General features: G+C 64.4%; 19 protein-coding genes. 15 read left to right on the forward strand and 4 right to left on the reverse strand.

Annotation, left to right across the window (positions count from 1 at the left end):
* Nucleotides 1-36: 36 nt before the first annotated feature.
* The 7 genes from BLU88_RS04760 (at nucleotide 37) to gap (ending at nucleotide 8,633) form a co-directional block, all read left to right on the forward strand.
* A complete protein-coding gene (locus BLU88_RS04760) occupies nucleotides 37-1,470 on the forward strand; it encodes a sensor histidine kinase (protein ID WP_231939594.1) in 1,434 nt (477 codons plus the stop codon).
* Entirely contained in the window at nucleotides 1,467-2,087 is a 621-nt protein-coding gene (locus BLU88_RS04765) for a response regulator (protein WP_092010587.1), read from the forward strand. The genes BLU88_RS04760 and BLU88_RS04765 overlap by 4 nt, the downstream gene beginning before the upstream one ends.
* 194 nt (nucleotides 2,088-2,281) lie before the next feature.
* Nucleotides 2,282-3,757 carry an outer membrane protein assembly factor BamB family protein gene (locus BLU88_RS04770; RefSeq protein ID WP_231939595.1) on the forward strand — a complete coding sequence of 492 codons (1,476 nt, stop codon included), beginning with the start codon at nucleotides 2,282-2,284 and terminating at the stop codon, nucleotides 3,755-3,757.
* Between the two features lie 283 nt (nucleotides 3,758-4,040).
* The gene (locus tag BLU88_RS04775; protein ID WP_092010592.1) at nucleotides 4,041-5,732 is read left to right on the forward strand and encodes a serine hydrolase domain-containing protein; all 1,692 of its coding nucleotides are present in this window, start codon (nucleotides 4,041-4,043) and stop codon (nucleotides 5,730-5,732) included.
* Between the two features lie 151 nt (nucleotides 5,733-5,883).
* Nucleotides 5,884-6,252 carry a carboxymuconolactone decarboxylase family protein gene (locus BLU88_RS04780; protein ID WP_231939596.1) on the forward strand — a complete coding sequence of 123 codons (369 nt, stop codon included), beginning with the start codon at nucleotides 5,884-5,886 and terminating at the stop codon, nucleotides 6,250-6,252.
* A 45-nt stretch (nucleotides 6,253-6,297) separates the two neighbouring features.
* Nucleotides 6,298-7,395: a GlxA family transcriptional regulator gene (locus BLU88_RS04785; RefSeq protein WP_092010595.1), complete on the forward strand. Its 1,098-nt coding sequence runs from the start codon at nucleotides 6,298-6,300 to the stop codon at nucleotides 7,393-7,395.
* 242 nt (nucleotides 7,396-7,637) lie between these two features.
* Entirely contained in the window at nucleotides 7,638-8,633 is a 996-nt protein-coding gene (gene gap, locus BLU88_RS04790; protein WP_092010597.1) for a type I glyceraldehyde-3-phosphate dehydrogenase, read from the forward strand.
* A 208-nt stretch (nucleotides 8,634-8,841) separates the two neighbouring features.
* Here gap and BLU88_RS04795 read toward each other — a convergent pair whose 3' ends face one another.
* Complete coding sequence (locus BLU88_RS04795) at nucleotides 8,842-9,159, reverse strand: transcriptional regulator (protein WP_092010600.1); 318 nt, start codon at nucleotides 9,157-9,159, stop codon at nucleotides 8,842-8,844.
* A gap of 259 nt (nucleotides 9,160-9,418) precedes the next feature.
* Here BLU88_RS04795 and BLU88_RS04800 point away from each other — a divergent pair, with 259 nt between their 5' ends.
* Entirely contained in the window at nucleotides 9,419-9,898 is a 480-nt protein-coding gene (locus tag BLU88_RS04800; RefSeq protein ID WP_092010603.1) for a hypothetical protein, read from the forward strand.
* 12 nt (nucleotides 9,899-9,910) lie between these two features.
* Nucleotides 9,911-10,279 carry a hypothetical protein gene (locus tag BLU88_RS04805; protein ID WP_092010604.1) on the forward strand — a complete coding sequence of 123 codons (369 nt, stop codon included), beginning with the start codon at nucleotides 9,911-9,913 and terminating at the stop codon, nucleotides 10,277-10,279.
* Nucleotides 10,280-10,284: 5 nt separating this feature from the next.
* Here the strand turns inward: BLU88_RS04805 and BLU88_RS04810 are convergent, their stop codons facing one another.
* Nucleotides 10,285-12,183: a bifunctional sugar phosphate isomerase/epimerase/4-hydroxyphenylpyruvate dioxygenase family protein gene (locus BLU88_RS04810; RefSeq protein ID WP_092010606.1), complete on the reverse strand. Its 1,899-nt coding sequence runs from the start codon at nucleotides 12,181-12,183 to the stop codon at nucleotides 10,285-10,287.
* Complete coding sequence (locus BLU88_RS04815) at nucleotides 12,180-13,505, reverse strand: MFS transporter (protein WP_092010609.1); 1,326 nt, start codon at nucleotides 13,503-13,505, stop codon at nucleotides 12,180-12,182. The genes BLU88_RS04810 and BLU88_RS04815 overlap by 4 nt, the downstream gene beginning before the upstream one ends.
* A 241-nt stretch (nucleotides 13,506-13,746) precedes the next feature.
* On the opposite strand from BLU88_RS04815, the gene BLU88_RS04820 reads away from it, so the two are divergent.
* From BLU88_RS04820 to BLU88_RS04830, 3 genes are read left to right on the forward strand one after another with little or no spacing between them, the layout of a single operon-like run.
* Nucleotides 13,747-14,496 (forward strand): IclR family transcriptional regulator, encoded by a 750-nt coding sequence (locus BLU88_RS04820; RefSeq protein WP_092010612.1) that lies wholly within the window; start codon nucleotides 13,747-13,749, stop codon nucleotides 14,494-14,496.
* A gap of 2 nt (nucleotides 14,497-14,498) precedes the next feature.
* Nucleotides 14,499-14,951 carry a type II 3-dehydroquinate dehydratase gene (aroQ, locus tag BLU88_RS04825; RefSeq protein ID WP_092010615.1) on the forward strand — a complete coding sequence of 151 codons (453 nt, stop codon included), beginning with the start codon at nucleotides 14,499-14,501 and terminating at the stop codon, nucleotides 14,949-14,951.
* Nucleotides 14,948-15,808, forward strand: coding sequence for a shikimate dehydrogenase (locus BLU88_RS04830; RefSeq protein ID WP_092010618.1), 861 nt, complete (start codon nucleotides 14,948-14,950; stop codon nucleotides 15,806-15,808). Before aroQ ends, BLU88_RS04830 begins: the two co-directional genes overlap by 4 nt.
* 50 nt (nucleotides 15,809-15,858) lie before the next feature.
* On the opposite strand, the gene BLU88_RS04835 is transcribed toward BLU88_RS04830, so the two are convergent.
* Nucleotides 15,859-16,590, reverse strand: a complete 732-nt coding sequence (locus BLU88_RS04835; RefSeq protein ID WP_092010621.1) for a DedA family protein — start codon at nucleotides 16,588-16,590, stop codon at nucleotides 15,859-15,861.
* Between the two features lie 129 nt (nucleotides 16,591-16,719).
* Here BLU88_RS04835 and BLU88_RS04840 point away from each other — a divergent pair, with 129 nt between their 5' ends.
* From BLU88_RS04840 to BLU88_RS04850, 3 genes are read left to right on the forward strand one after another with little or no spacing between them, the layout of a single operon-like run.
* A complete protein-coding gene (locus BLU88_RS04840; RefSeq protein WP_092010624.1) occupies nucleotides 16,720-17,142 on the forward strand; it encodes a hypothetical protein in 423 nt (140 codons plus the stop codon).
* Nucleotides 17,072-18,631, forward strand: a complete 1,560-nt coding sequence (locus BLU88_RS04845) for a sensor histidine kinase (RefSeq protein WP_092010627.1) — start codon at nucleotides 17,072-17,074, stop codon at nucleotides 18,629-18,631. Before BLU88_RS04840 ends, BLU88_RS04845 begins: the two co-directional genes overlap by 71 nt.
* Nucleotides 18,628-19,287: a response regulator transcription factor gene (locus BLU88_RS04850; RefSeq protein ID WP_092010630.1), complete on the forward strand. Its 660-nt coding sequence runs from the start codon at nucleotides 18,628-18,630 to the stop codon at nucleotides 19,285-19,287. Before BLU88_RS04845 ends, BLU88_RS04850 begins: the two co-directional genes overlap by 4 nt.
* Nucleotides 19,288-19,308 lie beyond the last annotated feature (21 nt).

Genomic DNA, 19,308 nt, shown 5'->3' on the forward strand with positions numbered 1-19,308 from the left:
CGAGGTTCCGGATGTGATTGAGTTGGCAAGGAGATCATGAGAGCACGGGATCACCGCTTCGGCCGCTTGTCCGCCGAGGCGGATCTGCAGGAAGGCGGCAGCGTGGGCGCACGCAAGTGGACGGAACGCACGATGGAGGTCGGTCAGCACGCCATCGCACTCGTCCTCATGCTCATCTCCTGCATCCGCGCCGTGACCACCGGGGCCCCGATGCTCGCGGCGATCGCCGTAAGCATCGTCTTCCTCGCCTGGTACGCACTCGGTGCCGTCCGTGCAGCTCGCTCCGGCGCACTGGTATTGGCGAAGTGGTGGATGATCGTCCTCGCCGCCGCCTGGCTGTGCACCTTGCTCGTCTCCGCCGAATTCATCTGGGTCGCTTTCCTCCTCTGGCTGCTCGCCGGCCATCTCTTCTCCCTGCGCATCGCCATCGTCTTCACCGCGCTCACCTATATCGCGACCATCGTCGCCCCGCTCGCGCACTATGGGCAGGTGCCGACCCCGAGCATCATCGGCTCCCTCATCGGCGCCGTGTTCGCCCTCGGGCTCTCTCGCGGCTATATCGAACTGCTGCGTGAGGGCCGCCGTCGGGAGGAGCTGCTGCGTTCCCTCGAACTCGCTCACCAGAATCTGCTCGACCTCCAGGATGAGCTCGCCCTCACTCAGCGCCACGCCGGTGAGATCCAGGAGCGGACCCGCGTCTCTCGCGACATCCACGACACGATCGCGCAGTCGATCTCGTCGATCCGCCTCATCGCCCACGCCGAGGCGGAGCGCACCACCGACGATCACGCCGGTCAGGTCCTCGCCCAGGTCGAGGACCTCGCCGCGCAGAGCTCCCGCGACGTCCGCCGCATCATCGCCGCACTCGCTCCGGCCGAGCTCGAGGATGGTGCGCTGACCGCAGCGATCCGACGCCTGCTCACCCGCCTCGAGGATGACAGCTCGATCCGCGGCCGCCTCGACGTCGATGAGACCCTGCCGACCCTGTCTGCCGAGGTTGAAGTAGCGCTGCTGCGAACCGCTCAGTCCGCGTTGGCCAACGTTCGGCAGCATTCGCAGGCCACTCGGGTGATGGTCAGCCTCATGGACCTCGACGGGGCGATCAGGATGGACATCGTCGATGACGGCGTCGGAATGGACGATCCTCACAATCGGCAGCGGAACCCCGATTCGGGATTCGGTCTCGACTTCATCGGCTCGAGGATGCGCGAACTCGGTGGTGAACTCGTCATCGAATCGAGTCAGGGATCCGGCTTCGCCATCTCCGCGACCCTGCCCAGCCAATCCCAGCTGCACACCCGGGGTGAGGGCCTCAGAATCACAGCCGAGGAATCGGGCGCGGATTCGGACCGCCGCCTCGGCGAGGGTGAGGGCACGCGCTCGGACTGGGCGGGCACGGATGGATCGGGCCGCCTCGGCGATGGTGAAAACAACACAGGTGAGACACACGATCCAGGAGAGGACGCATGAGCATTCGAGTCATCCTCGTCGACGATCACCCGGTCGTGCGGGCAGGTCTGAAGTCCGTCATCGACGCTCCGGACCACATCGCCGTGATCGGCGAGGCCGGCAGCGGAGAGGAGGCGCTGACGATCGTCGACGAACTCGACCCCGACGTCGTCCTCTGCGACCTGCGGCTGGGGGAGGGGATCGACGGCATCGAGGTGACGAAGCGACTGCGGGCACGGCAGAACCCGCCGGCGGTGCTCATCCTCACAACCTTCGACCTCGATTCGGAGATCATCGCCGCGATCAACGCCGGGGCCTCGGGGTACCTGCTCAAGGACATCGACCCGGGGGACATCTCGACAGCGATCGAGAAGGCGGCGAAGGGGGAGACCTATATGCCCCCGGAGATCTCGTCGAAGGTCTTCGCCGCGATGCGCAATCCCAGCCCGAAGCTCACCCGGCGAGAACGTGACGTCGTCAGACTCTTGGCCACAGGGGCGTCGAACGCGCAGATCGCCCAGGAGCTCTTCGTCACCGAGGCGACGGTGAAGAGCCACCTCGTCAACGTGTTCACGAAGCTCGGGGTGGATTCGCGGGCCCGCGCCATCCGCGTCGCCGAGGACCAGGGGTTGGTGTAGAGACAGCGATTCTCGCAGTCTCCGCCGAAAAGCGGGCTGAGCGTCGAGAAACGCATGTGCACCCCCGATTCTCGACACGCAGCCCGTTTTTCGGCGAGTGCGCGGTTCTAGGCTCACCACACCCGAAGTGCCAATGTGAACACAGCCGCATAAGATCGAGCTATGAATCGGGGTATGAGCAGGAGAGACGCAACATGAAGCGGATGTGGTCGGCGGTCGTGGCAGCAGGATTGGTGACCCTGAGCGGGTGCAGCAACGACGGTGGTGAACCTGCAGGCACACCGTCGCCGACGACTACCCCGACCCTGGCCGAACCGGTCGAACTCGACTACTACGCCACACTGACCGTCGACGATGATGCCGGGCATGCACTCGTTACCGACTGGGTCGAAGAGAAGCTGCGGGCGATCGACTCCGCAGGCAAAGAGCTGTGGAGTATCGATGCCTACGTCAATGACGAAGGCGGAGGCTCAGAAGCCTATTCCGCGGGAGACCTGGTGATCGTCAACGACTACTCAGGAACGGTCACCGCATATACCTGGGAAGACGGCGAAGAAGCCTGGTCATTCGACATTCCCGGCCCCGACGATTCCTGTCATGAGCAGATGGCGTTCGGCTCTCGGTCGACAGGTCTCGGCAATCGCCTTCGCGAGGATGATCTGCTTCTGCTCGAATACAGCGGCATGCGAATGGACGGAGACTGCGCGCCCACCTCCGAGGCCGGCAATGCTGTGATGTTCGCCCTCGACCCATCCACAGGGACCGAGGCTTGGCCGTCGCTGTCGATCGACGATGACGGTCGCACTTTCGGCGGCAAGCTGACCCACCTCGCCCCGGACAGGAAGAGCGCGGTCATGTCGTGGAAGTCCGGCGAGGACTCCATGGTCACCCGGATCTCGTTGGATACAGGGCATCATGTCACCGTTCCCATCACCGCGGCTCGATCGATCGACGACACCGGAATCGAGCACTTCGACGTCTTTCCGACAAGCGATGAGACTACGCTGACCTACCTCTTCGGAGCCGAGGACCCGGATGACCCGATGAGCCAGGCGTTCAGCAGAGTGGCTGAACTGACCGTTCCGGCAGGGCTCGAAGAATCCGACAGTCCGACATTGGACTCCGACTACCAATCCGACGGCGCGAAGATGGAGCACACAACCGATCCGGTGTGCTCAACCGACTTCACCTATACGCCTGAAGGTCAACCTGCATGTCTGCAGGTGCAGCTGTTTGCTTCAGCGGTCAAGTATCAGGGGTCGGATGGGTCGCCAAGAGGATGGTTCGCTGATGCACCCGAGATGGCGGTCGATACGCTGCTCTACACTGGTTCGCCCACGACCGTTCCATTCGACAGCAGCGGGAAGACCGCGGTCCTTGCACCGGGTCCAGATGGAGGGGCGGTCGCCATCGATGCGGCGACCGGGAAGACGGCCTGGAACACCGGAAAGTACAGGTCGACCACTCCGTGGGGCGGCCAAGGAGTACTGCCAGACGTCGGACTCGTCGTGCTCACCGACAACAAGAAGACGAGCTTCTACGACATGGATACCGGCCGACTCGTCGATGAGCACAAGGCCGACGAGTACGATCAGCTGACCTCGGGCTTCAGCACAGTACTCGTCGCCGGCGAGACGTCGACAACGATGTGGGCGGTGGTCGACAAATGAATTACCGGGCCGCCGTTGTGGGGCGGGGTGGGCGTCGGTAGGACCGGACCCGAACCGGCCGCACAGACGTCCTATCCGACGGTCAGATGAATAACTGATAGGTAATCACCACTACCGTCACTCCAGGTGAGGGGTGCAGTCATTCCGCGTGAACCGTGCGACGCAGCTCGATTCGGCCCGCTTCGACTACGGAGTTTCTCCTCCTACCGGTAGTCTGTTTCCTGCGCATCGGCACAATCGCGCACAGGCGCAGGGCCGATCGGAGCAAGACAGTGGAGGTGACATGGCAGGCGAAGACGAGCGGTTTCCGCCCCGCCCGGTGACCCCACCGAACCGCCGCATCGGTGCACTTTCCGGCAATACCAAAGGCATCACCGCGTCCACGGACAATGCTGCCGAGGCGGACCAGACTCCAGCCCCGGACGTCGACTCCCAGCAGCCCCCGGTCTCTCCGGACCCCGCATCCGAACCATTCGGAATGGACGACGCAGCTGCCTCGGCGCTGGACATCACCCTGCCGCACGTCGGCGAGCTCACCTCGGCCAGCGAAGACGCCATCGTCGACCCTTCGGAAGCGGTGCTCGAGAGCATCGACCTCAACACGTGGAAGTGGCCCGAATTCTTCGCCTTCGCACTCACCCGGATGCAGGAGATCTTCCCAACCGGCGGCATCCCGCGCGGCATCGGGCCGGTGCGCGAATACGTCACCGAAGACAATGACTTCCGGCACCTGAGAATCGACCGTGAGAAATGGCCGGCAGCCGACGAGGGCTGGACCACCGTCGGCGACGTCCTCGCGGGCACCCACACCGACGCCTGGCTCGTCACCCGCAGCGGAGTGGCGCTGGCCGAGGAATACGCCTGGCCGATGAAGCCGGCCCGTCAGCACATGCTCTTCTCCGTGAGCAAGTCCATCGTCGCCACTGTCATCGGTGCGCTCGCCGACGCCGGACTGCTGCGCCCCACCGACCTCGTCACCACACATGTGCCCGCACTGGCTGAGAGCGGATACGCGGGAGCCACCATTCGCGATCTGCTCGACATGCGTTCGGGCATCAAGTTCTCCGAGGAGTACCTCGAGGAGGACTCCGAGATCCGAGCCCTGTTCGAAGCGGTCGATTTCGCTCCCCGATCGGCCACCTCGGCGAAGGGGATCAAGAACTTCCTCACCGGGTTGACCAGCGACCGCGAACACGGCTCTGCCTTCGTCTACCGCAGCTGCGAAACCGATGTGCTCGCCTGGATCGCCGAGGCGGTCACCGGCCAGCCGTTCTCCATCGTCGCCAGCGAATACGTGTGGTCGCGCATCGGCGCCGCCCACGCCGCCCAGGTCTGCCAGGACCGGTGGGGCGGATCGATCGCCGACGGTGCCATCAGTGCCACTCTGCGCGACCTCGCCCGCTTCGGCGAGATGATCGCCCGCGGCGGCACCACCGAAAACGGCGAACGAGTGCTCTCTGCTGAATGGGTCGACGATATCTTCACCGGAGCCGAGGACTCGGCAAAGATCTTCGCCGCATCTCCATCGGGTCGCTCCTATCCAGGAGGCATGTACCGCAGCCAGTTCTGGCTGCCCTCAGCCGACCGCAACGTCGTCATCGGCATCGGCATCCACGGACAGATGCTCTACATCGACCGCGCCACACAGACCGTCGGCGTCAAGCTCTCCAGCGATCCAGAACCGGTGAGCCTCGCGGCCCAGCACGGCACCCTGGCCATGTTCGAGGCCATCGCCGAAGCGGTCCCGACCGCTGGTCAGACGCCTGCCGGCCCTGCCCCCACCGAGGTGGCTCCCCGGAGCGCCGTACCTGGCGCCGCGCCTGCAGCGCCGAGCGCTGCTGCTCCCGCAGACCCGACCCCGGCGGCGCCCGTTCCTTCGGCAGCTGAGGCCGCGCCTCCAGCAGCTGTGCCTCAGGCACCACCGCTGCCGGGAGCGCAGTCCGCCCCTCTCCTCGACCAGAACACTCTGTATTGAGACCTCGCGGTTCAAGGACTCCTGCGAGAGGGAGGATCCGCTTCTAAACTGTGCGGAGAATCGCGACGGACCCACCCATAGGGACAAAGGGTGAGATCATCTGACGAAACCCGTGCGGTCGCGACGCGAGATCGGTAGCGTGAGGATCGGAATGACACCGATCACAGGAGATATGACCATGACCGACTTCTTCGATCGCGAGAACGACGGAAAATACGACAAGGCGTACAAAGAGACCACTCCCGACATCCTCAAGGCCTTCGGCGAGTTCAACAACGCCGTCTTCGCTTCCGAAGGTCGTGAGATCCCGCTGAAGTACCGTGAGCTGATCGCCTACGCCGTCGGCTTGACCACCCAGTGTGCCTACTGCATCGATGCGCATTCGAATGCCGCCGTCAAGGCCGGCGCCACGGAGACCGAACTGGCAGAGACTGCCTGGACCGCCTCGGCTCTTCGTGCCGGTGGAGCATATGCCCACGGCCGTCTGGGTTTCAAGCTCACCGGGGTCCACGAGCACTGAGTTCGCCCCGGGCCGAGTCCCGATTGCCTAGACTGAGAGGCGATCATGAGCGACGAGCCCCGCACCCTTCCGCGCAGAACACCCCGTTCCCGCCCGCACCGCATCCTCGTGCTGGCACTGGACGGGGTGTCTGCCATGGATCTCGGCGTCCCCGTCCAGGTCTTCGGCCGGGAGTCGAACGCAGCAACAGACCGCACCCGCGCCGAGGCGGCCCCACGCTCCCAGCCGAATCCGAGCAGTGAGGCGGCTGCCGCCCTCCCCAGGGCGCAGCCGACGACAGTCCCCGCCGGGGCCTGGCCCTATGAGGTCGAGATCTGTGGCATCACCGCAGGAAAGGTGACCGGTTCGGACGGGCTCGACTATTCCGTCGACCAGGGACTCCACGCCCTGGAGACCGCGGACACGATCATCCTGCCGGGTGCCACCTCGGCGGTGGCAGACGAACCTCCGGCCTCCGTCATCGGGGCGCTCCTCTCGGCATTCGAACGCGGCGCGCGGATCGCTGCCATCTCCACCGGCACCTTCGTCCTCGCTCGCACGGGACTGCTCGTCGGGCGACGCGCCACCACGCACTGGTCGACGGCGAAGGAATTGGCCCGACGGTTCCCCTCGATCAAAGTCGACGAGAACGTCCTCTTCATCGACGAAGGGCAGCTGCTCACCTCCGCCGGAGCCGCTTCGGCGATCGATCTGTGCCTCCACCTCATCCGCAGCGATCACGGCGTCGGACTGTCCAACCAGGTCGCCCGGCGGCTCGTCGCCGCCGCCTATCGCAGCGCCGGCCAGGCGCAGTACGTGCCGCGCAGCGTGCCCGACCCGCTCGGAGACGACTTCGCCGACACCCGCGAATGGGCGCTTCAGCACATCGGCGAGAAGATCACCCTGCGGGATCTCGCCGCCAATGCCGGAGTCTCCGTGCGCACCTTCTCCCGCCGCTTCGTCGAAGACACCGGCTACACGCCCATGCAGTGGGTGCTCAGAGCCCGAGTCGATGTCGCCCGGGAGCTCTTGGAGAACTCCGACCTGGGCATCGAACAGATCGCCGACCAGGTGGGACTCGGAACCGGGGCCAATCTGCGGATGCACTTCCAGCGCATCCTGTCGACCTCTCCGAACGACTACCGTCACTCTTTCCAGGGCTGAAAGCGGGCGCTCGCCAGCGCGAGGATCTGACACTTCCGGGCCGAGCTGGGGCATTTTTCGGCACATTTCAGGGACCCGGATCACACGAAGACAGCGGTGGCCAGAAACTTTCGACCTTTGGCAATACGACTGGCGAAAAGCTTGCGTAGATTGTCTGCCTGGCCACTGTTGCCGCGTGTGAAAGTCGCCCATGATGGAGATATCAAGACGCATCCGGTGTTCAACATGTACAAGGAGTGAAATTGACTCGCATCGCCATCAATGGTTTCGGTCGTATCGGACGCAGCACCCTGCGTGCGCTGATCGAGCGCGGCAGTGAGCTCGAGGTCGTGGCCATCAACGATCTGGGCCCCGTGGACGATCTCGCTCGGCTGCTGAGGTTCGACACCACCCTCGGGCGCTTCAACCATGACGTCGAGGCCACGGATGATGAGATCGTCATCGACGGCAAGGCCATCAAGGTCTTCGCCGAGAAGGATCCGGCCAAACTGCCTTGGGGTGAGCTCGACATCGACATCGCACTCGAATCGACTGGCCGTTTCACCAAGGCCGAAAAGGCCAGCGCCCACATCAGCGCCGGCGCGAAGAAGGTCCTCGTCTCTGCTCCCTCGAAGGGTGCCGATGTCACCCTCGCCTATGGTGTGAACAGCGAGGCGTACAAGCCCGAACACACCGTCATCTCCAACGCCTCCTGCACGACGAACGCCCTGGCCCCGTTGGCCAAGGTCCTCGACGACCTCGCCGGAATCGAGCAGGGCTTCATGACCACTGTCCACGCCTATACCGGTGACCAGATGGTCCAGGACGGCCCGCACAAGGATCCCCGCCGTGCCCGTGCCGCCGCCGAGAACATCATTCCCACCTCGACAGGTGCGGCTAAGGCCATCGGCCTCGTCCTCCCGCAGCTCGACGGCAAGCTCAGCGGTGACGCCATCCGGGTGCCCGTCCCGGTCGGCTCGATCGTCGAGATCAACACGACCGTCTCCCGAGAGGTCACCCGCGACGAGGTGCTCGACGCCTATAAGAAGGCCGCCGAGGGCGAACTCAAGGGCATCCTCGACTATGAGGACGAGCCCGTCGTCTCCTCCGATATCGTCGGTCAGTCCGCTTCGTCCATCTTCGACTCCGCGCTCACCCGTGTCGTCGGCAACCACGTCAAGGTCGTTGCCTGGTATGACAACGAGTGGGGCTTCTCCAATCGTGTCGTCGACAACCTCGAGTTCATCGGCAAGAACTGACGTTCTCCGCTGATGTTTCCCGGCGCTCGTCGCCGGCGACATTTTCGGCGCCGAGGTGGTTCCTCGGGGTCAACGGATGCAACTGTGGCCTCGAATCCGCTCAATGCGGATTCGAGGCCACAGCCTTTTGCTGCCCCGGGAGTCTGGTCGTCACTGAGCCTGCCTGCGCCCTAATGACCTCGGCGCAGAGTCGTCTTCCGCGAGGAGCTCAGACGTCGTCGGCGCCGGGGGTGCCGCCTTCGTCTTCCCAGCGTTCGATGGCGCGGACCTTTGCGCGGCTGAACTTCAGGCGGATGCCGTAGCCGCCTTCCTTGCCGTCGGGAATGAACCGTGCGCCGTACTGTTCGAGGGCGAGGATGAGTCGACGCTCCTGCTCAGCGGTCAGGTCCGCTGTCCCCTTTTCGTAGTCCTTGAGCTCGGACTTGTCGATCTCAGCTTTGTCTGCCACGTGCTTGGCCGAGACCTGGCAGAGGATCCGCGTTGCGCGTGCCAGGGGGCCGTCGATGATGATCTCTTCTGTGCTCATGGCTCCACCTTGCCAGAGCTCGTCAGGTGTGCCAAGGCAGAAGGACTCTTATGAGGGTGGCGGTGTCCCCTGGTGAGACGGTGCGTGGCGTGACGCCGTCCGAAGAAATGCACCTCTTGCGAATTCATATGAATTATTCGTTCTATTTTTCTCCGATCAAGGTATGTCAGTGCCTCCGGATAGTGTTTCATCATGCCTCCGACAGTGGAGTCAGGGGTGCCGCATCGCAGGGTGCGATGCATGACGGAAGGTCAGAACAATGGAGATCACGACCAGCAGCATCAGAGAATTGGCGTGGAGTTGTGAAGAGTTCCTCGACGACCGAGGGGAGCCGCGATCAATCAGCTATCCGGGCAGTCTCGCTCTGTGCATTCTCGACGCGCTCTACTCGACGGGTTCGCACCCGACGGCGGTCGACAACGTCACCGATCGCTATATCGAACGGCACGGTGAATCCGATGGGGCGAAATCACTGCGGTATTCGATCGCAGAGGCCGGCGGGCCCGAGGTGTGGGCGCGAGAGGTGATCTGCAACGTCAAGCCCGTCAACGTGCAGCCGGGCGCCATGCTCAGGGCCGAGGTGGTCGACCGCGCCACTCGAGTGATGGCCGATCACGGCATCGACACCGTTGAGCAGCTGCTTGCCGCCGTCGGAGAAGAACCGTGTATTGGGCCTCAAGCCAATGTGGTGGCAAAAGCTTGGAAGGCACTTCCCAGTCAGAGATCGGGATTCTCGTAGCGCAACCTGCTCATGGTCGCCGGCTCCCCGCACTTCGACATCGACTACCGAGTGAGGGAGTATTTCAATCAGGTTGTCGGCTGGTACCCTTTCGCCGCGGACGGGTATGTGCTTGAACTGATCGGCGCTGCCGCTGATTTCCTCGGCGTTGAGGAGCACGAGATCCGTCGAATCGTCTGGCAGATCTCACGCCGTCGGCTCCGGCCGAACCCTCGACGCGAGATGTGCCCTTGGCCGTACGGTCTCGAGTTCGAGGCAGGCGAGGACGTCGACTATGAGTCGTGGGGGTCGGCCTTTGCCTCCGAAGAGCAGTCGTTCGGCTCGAACGACTGGTCTGGTTTGGAACACGTCGATCCACGCGGGAGCGCTGCGCCGTTCTGACCTGTTCAGCTCTCCGTATTGCGCCGATGCTGAGCTGCCAACCGCACCGGTGCGTTCGGAGCGCCGAAGCCGTGATAGCCGGTGCGGCGTTCGACCATCTCGAAGAATACCGAGCCGATCGTCGACGTGTAGAAATGGAGGAACTCGCCTCGATTGTCACGGTCATAGAGGATATTGTGCTCGCGCAGACGATCCAGCAGCTCCTGTGCGAGATCGAAGCGTGCGGCAAGATCCTCATAGTAGTTCTGCGGCACTGCCAAGAACTTCAATCCTCGCGCGACCGCGGTCGTTGCCGCCGTGAAGATGTCATCGCAGGCGATGGCGACATGCTCCGGATAGGTCTCACCGGATGAGCCGGCACCTCGGCTCAACGCGTTGGTGCTGTGATCGGGGGAGACATTGAGCGGCATCCTCACGGCCCCATCCGCACTCGACATCACTTGCGAGCGCACGAGGCCCGACGGGCTCGGTACGTCTTGAGACGGAAGCGCGGTCAGAGCAAGCAGGGAGGTGTAGAAGAGCACCGCTTCGTCGTAGTGATGTGAGGGCTGTGCGAGGTTGATGTGGTCGATCGCCGACTGCCGGTCGTCCGGGACGGTGCCGAACTCGTCGGTCCACTGCGGGTCCACACCCGTTCCGTTGCCGAAGAAGACCTCTGACCCATCGGGAGCGAAGACTCCGCGCAGCACCTCTTCATCATGAGCCTGTTCGCGGGGGACCTCGGTGGCCGAGAGCAGGAGTGCGCGTTCCATCGCGGCATCGGCCTCGTCGACCGCGAAGCCGATGCCCCGCAGGAGAGTCCCCGATTCTGCGGAGGTAGCCGCTGGACCGTCGAATTCGACAGCCGGACCAGGGGATTCGACAGTCGGGTCGGCGGATTCGGTGACGACGATGCGAGCTTGGCCGCGCCGCCACAGCTGCACGTGCGGTTTCGTGCGATGGAAGCCGACGAAGCGGAAGCCGAGCTGGTGGATCTGCCGGGTGAGCGCGCCCAGGTCATCGGTGCTCAGTTCGACGTAGTCGATGCCTCGAGGCTCCGAGACTTGCGGCAGAGGGTGCAAGTCGAGCCGTACGCGATCGCTTCCCGGCCGAGCGGCGGACACATTGGCCTCGAGCCACCGCAGAGAACGCAGGCCGTCGACAGCCGTACGACGAGTGTCGGCCTGCCGGAAGGAGTCATTGAAGACTTCGAGCGACACCGGTCCCGCATAACCGGTGCGCGCAACGCGGGTGAGGAAGTCCGTGAGATCCCAGGCACCCTCGCCGGGAAATACGCGGTGATGACGAGACCAGCTGAGCACGTCCATTGACAGGGCCGGGGCGTCGGCGAGCTGAAGGAAGAAGATCTTCTCACCTGGAATCTCAGCGATGCGCGACAGGTCCGTGCGGCGGGAGAGGATGTGGAAGCTGTCGAGGCAGGTGCCGATGCGCGGATGGTCGGCGGCCTTGACGAGATCCCATGCGCGATCATATTCGGAGACGAACCGGCCCCATGCCAGGGCTTCGTAGGCGACGTCGACGTCGTACTTCTCGGCAAGATCGCCGAGTCGGCGCAGCTGGTCGATGACGACCTCATCAGCGTCGATGGTCGCGGTGCCCACGTTCGAGCACAGCAGGATCGTGGTCATGCCCATTCGCTTCATCAACTGGAACTTCGCCTCGGCCCAGGCCGAGTTGGCGGCGAACTGCTCCTCATCGACACCTTCGAAGTCACGGAAGGGCTGATAGAGGTCAAGACTCAGTCCGAGCTCTGCGGCCAGAGCCGCGATCGACTCGGGGGAGCTGGGGGAGACGATGAGATCCTGTTCGAAGATCTCTACCCCAGCGAACCCTGCCGATGCGGCAGCCTGCAGCTTCTCCTCGAGCGTGCCCGAAAGGCACACCGTGGCAATCGAGGTTCTCATCGTGACCTTTCCTCGTGGACGATATCGATCTCTTCCAGGCTCAGTCCCCTCGTCTCCTTCGCCGTCATCGCGACAAGGCCGACGATGATGCAGACGCCCGCGGTGACGGCAGCGACCGAGACCCAGTTCTCTCCTCCGGCACCGGCGACAGCGGAGGCGAGCACCGGAGCCAGGCCCCCGGACACCGCGAATCCGACCTGAGTTCCCAGGGCCAGCCCTGTCACTCGTGCCGTTGTCGGGAACATCTCGGCGTAGTACGAGGGCCAGACGGAATTGGCCAGCGAATACGCGCAGCCGGACATGATGGCACCGAAGAGGAAGATGAGCGGCCAGTTTCCGGCCGAGACTGCACCCAGGTACGGGAACATCATCAGCCCCGCACCGACGGCGCCGGTGATGAAGACCGGCTTCCGGCCGAATCGGTCGGAGAGCAGGGCGGCCGCCGGGATCGCGAACAGGGCGACACCATTGGCAACGACCGAGACGAGCAGCATGGTCGATCGTTCGAGGCCGACGATCGACGTGGCGAACGACAGCGACCAGACGGTGAAGACCATGTTCACGGTGTTGACCATGGCGCACGCGGCCACGCGGACGACCGCGGCCTTGTGCCACCGGAAGACCTGCATGAGCGGAGGCTTGTCGGCACGTGCTTCCTTGAATGCCGGCGGTTCTTCGAGCCCGCGACGGATGAGCCAGGCGGTGAGCACGACGAGCGCCGATAGCCAGAAGGGCACGCGCCAACCCCAGCTGAACAGTGCCTCGTCGGGCAGGAATGCAGTGAAGGGGATGAACACGGCAGTGGCCAAAAGGGTGCCGAACTGCGTGCCGTGCAGGGTCCAGCTCGTCGTCCATGACCGCTTCTCCTCGGCAGAATGCTCGAGGGAGACGGAGATCGCGCTCGCCTGTTCGCCCGAAGCCGACAGGCCCTGGATGATGCGACAGAGCACGAGCAGGATCGGAGCCAGAATTCCGACCTGGTCGTAGGTCGGCAGGCACCCGACGGCGAAGGTAGACACACCCATCATGAACAGAGTGAGCATGAGGACGAACTTGCGTCCGAATCGGTCACCGAGCGGCCCCATGATGAGCGCACCCAGAGGGCGCACGACGTAGGCGACACCGACGGTGCCCATGGCCAGCAGAATAGCGATTCCCGGTGCGGTGGTCTCGGGGAAGAACAGAGTGTTGAGCACCAGTGCCGCCGCGGTTCCGTAGACCGCGAAGTCGTAGTACTCCAGCGCGGAGCCCGTCCAACTCGACAGTGCCGCGCGCAGCGGTGTCTTCTTCGTGGGGCGAGCTTCCTCGATCGCGTTGCTCATGCTTCCTCGCATTTCTCATTTTCAGGGACAAGGCGGCGGCCTCAGTGCTGTCCAGCGTTCATCAGACCGATCCAGTATTGCCATAGTGTGGCAATAGTTGTTACACTGTGGTTTACAGTGTGATTGAGATGACATAGCCTGTCAATGTGCAACAGGGGAATTCCGTCTTCCGGGTACACGCCCGTTCCGCAGGTACGTCCCAACACCACCGAACTGCCACAGCAACGCAAGGAGGCGAAGCATGCCGCCCAAGGGCTCGAACTCGGTGACGAAGACCTTCGAGATGCTCGAACTCCTCGGCGAATCACCCGAGGGGATCAGCGCCGCTCAGGCCGCCGAGGCGACCGGCTACCCCTTCTCGACCGCCTATCGCCTCCTCGGCGGGCTCGTCGAATCCGGGTATGCCGGCTTCGATGCGCGCACAAAGATCTACACCCTCGGGATGGAGGTTTTCCGCCTTGCCCAGAAGGTCGCGCACCGGCAGGGACTGTCCGGAGCGACGAAGGATCTGCTGCAGGAACTGACGAAGTCCACCGGCGAATCGAGCATCCTCGCCGTCCGTCGCGGCAATGCCGCACTGACCGTGCTCACCGTCGACGGCCCGCAGTTCCGCACGACCACCGACCCCGGGGACGAATCACCGCTGCACACCTCGGCGATCGGCCAGGCTCTGCTCGCTTATGATCCGCGCGTCGACACCACAATCGGCGCCCTCGACTTCGTCGCTCGCACCCCGAACTCGATCACCGACCCTGCGCAGATGCGCACACGTCTCGAACAGATCCGCACCGACGGATGGGCAGGACAGTCCGAAGAGAACGACATCGGCATGAACGCCCTGGCCGTGCCCGTCTTCGATCTCGACGGCACCCTGCTGGCCTCGCTCGCGCTCGCTGCACCGGTCTTCCGCCGCAGCCTCGACGAGCTCATCGAATTCGTCCCCCGGCTGAACGAGACTGCGGCCTTGATCGCCGCCCGATTCCCGAGGTGACAATGCCCGAGATCCTTGTCCTCAACGGACCCAACCTCAACCTCCTCGGGGAACGCGAACCGGAGATCTACGGCCGCACCACCTTGACTGATATCGAGGCCCTGTGCGCCGATGCCGCCGCCGAGGCGGGGCTGGGTGTCCGCTGCATCCAGAGCAACCACGAGGGCGGACTCATCGACGCCGTCCACGACGCCCGACACTCCACGGTCGGCGCGATCATCAACGCCGGAGCGTACACGCACACCTCCCTGGCACTGCACGATGCGCTGAAATCCTATGACCACCCGATCATCGAGGTGCACCTGAGCAACCCGCATGCTCGGGAGGCCGTGCGCCACCACTCCTATCTCTCACCCGTGGCCGCGGCCGTCATCGCCGGAGCCGGTGCAAGAGGCTACGTCCACGCGGTCGAGATCCTCATCGACCACCTCAACAACGCGAAAGCGAGACTATGACCTCATCCCTCCTCCTCGGCCTCATCGGCGACGGCATCTCCGCCTCCCGCACCCCGCGGATGCACGAGAACGAAGGTGCTGCGCACTCCATCCCCACCATCTACCGCACCATCGACATCGCCGAACCTCACCTCGCCGAGGTGGGGCTCGAGGAGCTGCTCACCGGAGCGGTCCGGCTCGGCTTCGACGGACTCAACATCACCCACCCGTTCAAGCAGCAGGTCATCGGCCTCCTCGATGAGGTCGATCCCGTGGCCGCGCGCATCAATTCGGTCAACACCGTCGTCATCGACAGCACCGGGCGGACGACGGGACACAACACGGATGTCACCGGCTTCGCCGCCGGGTTCCTTGCCGGACTGGACGGCGCCGCCACCGAGGCGGTCGTGCAGATCGGTGCGGGCGGAGCCGGCCGCGCGGTCGGGTTCGCCCTCGCCGAACTCGGTGTCGGAGACCTCATCATCGCCGACACCGATGTCCAGCGTGCCGAAGGACTTGCCGCGGACATCGGTGAAGCGGCGTCGACCGGAACTCGAGCGCGAGCGATCGGGCTCGATGAGCTGGAAGGGGCGGCCGCCTCGGCGCAGGGGATCGTCAACGCCACCCCGGTGGGGATGAAGGCGTATCCGGGAACACCGGTCGAGACCTCGGTATTCGGACCGGACACCTGGGTGGCCGAGGTCGTGTACTTCCCGCTCGAAACACAGCTGCTCGCAGAAGCCCGGGCCAAGGGATGCCGCACGCTCGACGGATCAGGAATGGCGGTCAATCAGGCCATCGACGCGTTCGAACTCTTCAGCGGACAGAAGGCCGACCCGCAGCGCATGCGCGAGACGTTCCTGTCCTTCGGCGACTGACCCGAAGCGCCTGACGGGATCCGAGCCGGTCATCGGTCGGGCGTGAATGCTCAGTCCTCGGCGGTGTCGCCTGCGGCTTTCTTCTGCTTGCGGTATTCCTTGAAGAAGCTGATGGCGAAGATGCCGACGATCAGGGCCAGAGTCAACCACAGGGCGTACTTGTCGATGACCTCGAGGATGTCGACGGCGGCCTCGCCGAGCTGATAGCCCAGGAAGGTCCAGATGAGGGTGAAGGTGAGGCAGCCGAGGAGGTCGGCGACGAGGAAGAGCGACAGTCGCATCCGCGTCCACCCGGCGACGAGGTAGACGAGCGTGCCGGGGACGCCCGGGCAGCGCGAGATCAGCGTCATGAGGAACAGCGCCCAGTTCGGGATCTTCTTCAGTTGGTTGATGCGTTTGAGCTGACGTTCGTTCTGCGCGAAGAGCCGCAGCACACCGTCGCCCCAGCGGCGCCCGGCCAGCCAGAACGCCCAATCGAGTTTGGCCATGCCGATGAAGCCGGCGACGATGACCAGCCACAGCGGGATCTCACCGACTCGGGCATAGGCGGCGGCAGCGACGATCGAGGTCTTCGCGCCGTTGATGAATTCTTGGACGACCGGGGCATTGACGAGCATCCACGGTCGCAGCGGCATGAGGGCGAGGTAGATGAGAGGGACGCCGATGATGATGAACAGGAGCAGCTTGTCGAGGCCTTGGGCCTTGCCCTGCCAGGGTTTGAGGGCCACCCACGGGTTCTCCTTGGGCTCTGCCGCGTCGCGGTCCGCGCGATCATCGCTCATCGGTGGGCTCCTGCGGGTCGTCGGGGCGGTCGGCGCTTACGGTACCACAGGCGCCCGAACGCCCGACTTAAGAAGACTCTCATCGCTTCCGGCTCGACTTTGCCGCAGGCCTTGGGCAGTGTGGTCGGTATGGGTGGACGATCGAAGATCCTCGGCTGGGTTGTGGCCGGTCTCGTCATCATGCTCGCCCTGCTGACCGTGCTCATCGTCCGCAACACCACCCAACCGGAACAGCCGGACCTCAGTCCGGTGGAAGTCACCCCCGAACCGACGACATCGCCGTCGCAGACGGCCGACCCTGATACCGACAGTTCTGCCGAGGCAGACTCCAGCGGCAGTGCATCCGACGGCAGCACATCAGGGGGCAGAGACTCCGGAGGTGCGGACTCGAAGGACCCGCAGGAGATCGAGCACTCCTACGAACCCGTGCCCAATCCGCCTCGCGAAGTCCCTGCCGCCGACGACGATGGGGACGACGATGATGACGGCGACGACGACGGCGACGACGACGGCGATGATGACGGGGATGACGGGGACGATGATGACGACTGAACGGCGAGTCGGGCTGACCGTTCAGAATCGGCTGACCATCGCCGTCGCCGCACTGTCCGTGCTCACGCTCTCCATCGTCGGACTCATCCTCTACACCGTGGAGTCGAACAACGTCTCCAGCCGGACCACCGCCTCGATGTCCCAGGAAGTCGACGAGATGCGGACGTTCTCCGAGAACGGGATCGATCCGCAGACGGGCAGACCATTCACCTCCGTCGATGAGATCCTCAGCAATTTCCTCGGCCAGAACAGGCCGGATGAGGACGAGACGCTCTTCGCCTTCCTCACCGACGGCAGGGTGCTCTACCAGGGGGAACCGAAGGGTCTCCTCGGCGGCTCGAGCGCATTCGAAAAGGCCGTGGCGGGGGCGGCCGAGAAAGGCGGGGAGATCAGCCTGACCGTCGGTGGCGTCGAGTACGAAGGCTTCGTCCTGCCCATCACCGGCGCCGAGGCGGGAGCGAGCACGAACACGGACACCCAGGCCGCGCCTACCGATTCGACGCCCCGGACGAAGGGCGTCACCGAGGTAGCGGGCGGAGTGACCGCGACGAACGGAGTCGGAGCATTCGTCGTCGTCCACAACGCCTCGGCCAGCCATGCCGACCTCGTGCAGATCATGCAGATCTACGTCGTCGTCGCACTCGCCGCCACTCTGCTCATCGCGGGCCTCTCCTCACTCCTCGCGCGACGGCTGCTGTCACCTGTGACCGAGCTGAGACGAACCGCGCAGTCGATCTCCGGCGGCGATCTCAGCAGTCGACTGGAGACGAAGGGCCACGACGACATCGCCGAACTCGGGCACACCTTCAATGACATGCTCGACCGTCTCGAAGCGGCGTTCGAAGCGCAGCGGCGGTTCCTCGATGACGTCGGGCATGAGCTGCGCACCCCCTTGACCATCCTCGGCGGTCATCTCGAGACGATGAACGCAGAAGACGTCGACGATGTCGAGGAGACTCGGACGATGCTGCTCGACGAGACGGACCGGATGGGCCGCCTCGTCGAAGAGCTGCTCCTGCTTGCCCGCGCCCGACGCCCCGACTTCGTGCGCTTCGCGGAGGTGGACCTCAGCGGGGTCGTGTCCGACTCCCTGGCGAAGGCCAAGGGGCTGGGGGACCGGGAATGGGGCCTCGATGTCCCTGAATCGCTGAGCTTCCGCGGGGACCGGCAGCGACTGACGCAGGCGCTCCTGCAGCTGGCGGCTAATGCCGTCGAGCACACCGAGGACGGTCAGGCGATCGTGTTCGGCGCCCGGGATGACGCCGAATCCGTCCACATCTGGGTCCGCGACGACGGTGAAGGGGTGCCCGACGAAATCGCCGAGGACATCTTCGACCGATTCTGCCGCGGGTCGACGGACGGGGCCGGATTCGGGCTGGGGCTGTCGATCATCTCCGCCATCGCCGAGGCGCACGGAGGTGCGGTCGCCCTCGACCGGACCACCGTCGGTGCACAGTTCCGCATGATCCTGCCGAAAGGACAGAAGTGAAGAGCATTCTCGTGATCGAGGACGAACAGCGGATCTCCGCCTTCATCTCGAAGGGGCTGACCGCCGCCGGGTTCAGTCCGCAGACCGCCGCCGACGGCCTCACCGGGCGGGACCTTGCTTTGACGGGAGACTTCGCGCTCGTCATCCTCGACATCGGTCTGCCCGGACTCGACGGCTTCTCCGTGCTGAGTCAGCTGCGTGAACGGCGACCGGAACTCCCAGTGCTCGTGCTCACCGCCCGTGACAACCCGGACGACACGATCTACGCGCTCGAGTCCGGTGCGGTCGACTACATGATCAAACCTTTCCGGTTCGCGGAGCTGCTGGCTCGGGTCCGCCTTCGGCTCAAGGAGAGCCCACAGGAACAGGCCGTCACGGAGCTCATCCGCAATGAGGTGCGCATCGACCTGCTCAAACGGCAGGTGTGGGTCAACGACCGACTCGTCGAACTCTCGGCTCGGGAACTGTCCTTGGCCGAGATCCTGCTGCGCAACCGCGGCAACGTCCTCTCACGAGAGCAGCTGCTCTCTCATGTGTGGGGATTCGACTTCGACCCCGGCTCGAACGTCGTCGACGTCTACATCGGATACCTGCGCAAGAAGCTCGGCTCCGATTTCGTCACCACCGTGCGCGGCTTCGGATACCGAGTGGACTGAACCTAAGATCTTTCTCATCCG

Origin of the sequence: Brevibacterium siliguriense (assembly GCF_900105315.1) — a bacterium.
Lineage (GTDB): Bacteria > Actinomycetota > Actinomycetes > Actinomycetales > Brevibacteriaceae > Brevibacterium > Brevibacterium siliguriense.

What these genes read in the sequence shown, in the direction of transcription:
- BLU88_RS04785 (WP_092010595.1), top strand. Translation starts at nt 6,298, where the DNA reads ATGAGCGACGAGCCCCGCACCCTTCCGCGCAGAACACCCCGTTCCCGC.
- BLU88_RS04820 (WP_092010612.1), top strand. Translation starts at nt 13,747, where the DNA reads ATGCCGCCCAAGGGCTCGAACTCGGTGACGAAGACCTTCGAGATGCTC.
- BLU88_RS04775 (WP_092010592.1), top strand. Translation starts at nt 4,041, where the DNA reads ATGGCAGGCGAAGACGAGCGGTTTCCGCCCCGCCCGGTGACCCCACCG.
- BLU88_RS04845 (WP_092010627.1), top strand. Translation starts at nt 17,072, where the DNA reads ATGACGGCGACGACGACGGCGACGACGACGGCGATGATGACGGGGATG.
- BLU88_RS04760 (WP_231939594.1), top strand. Translation starts at nt 37, where the DNA reads ATGAGAGCACGGGATCACCGCTTCGGCCGCTTGTCCGCCGAGGCGGAT.
- BLU88_RS04810 (WP_092010606.1), bottom strand. Translation starts at nt 12,183, where the DNA reads ATGAGAACCTCGATTGCCACGGTGTGCCTTTCGGGCACGCTCGAGGAG.
- BLU88_RS04835 (WP_092010621.1), bottom strand. Translation starts at nt 16,590, where the DNA reads ATGAGCGATGATCGCGCGGACCGCGACGCGGCAGAGCCCAAGGAGAAC.
- BLU88_RS04765 (WP_092010587.1), top strand. Translation starts at nt 1,467, where the DNA reads ATGAGCATTCGAGTCATCCTCGTCGACGATCACCCGGTCGTGCGGGCA.
- BLU88_RS04840 (WP_092010624.1), top strand. Translation starts at nt 16,720, where the DNA reads ATGGGTGGACGATCGAAGATCCTCGGCTGGGTTGTGGCCGGTCTCGTC.
- BLU88_RS04805 (WP_092010604.1), top strand. Translation starts at nt 9,911, where the DNA reads ATGGTCGCCGGCTCCCCGCACTTCGACATCGACTACCGAGTGAGGGAG.
- BLU88_RS04795 (WP_092010600.1), bottom strand. Translation starts at nt 9,159, where the DNA reads ATGAGCACAGAAGAGATCATCATCGACGGCCCCCTGGCACGCGCAACG.
- BLU88_RS04780 (WP_231939596.1), top strand. Translation starts at nt 5,884, where the DNA reads ATGACACCGATCACAGGAGATATGACCATGACCGACTTCTTCGATCGC.
- BLU88_RS04770 (WP_231939595.1), top strand. Translation starts at nt 2,282, where the DNA reads ATGAAGCGGATGTGGTCGGCGGTCGTGGCAGCAGGATTGGTGACCCTG.
- BLU88_RS04800 (WP_092010603.1), top strand. Translation starts at nt 9,419, where the DNA reads ATGGAGATCACGACCAGCAGCATCAGAGAATTGGCGTGGAGTTGTGAA.
- BLU88_RS04815 (WP_092010609.1), bottom strand. Translation starts at nt 13,505, where the DNA reads ATGAGCAACGCGATCGAGGAAGCTCGCCCCACGAAGAAGACACCGCTG.
- BLU88_RS04830 (WP_092010618.1), top strand. Translation starts at nt 14,948, where the DNA reads ATGACCTCATCCCTCCTCCTCGGCCTCATCGGCGACGGCATCTCCGCC.
- aroQ (WP_092010615.1), top strand. Translation starts at nt 14,499, where the DNA reads ATGCCCGAGATCCTTGTCCTCAACGGACCCAACCTCAACCTCCTCGGG.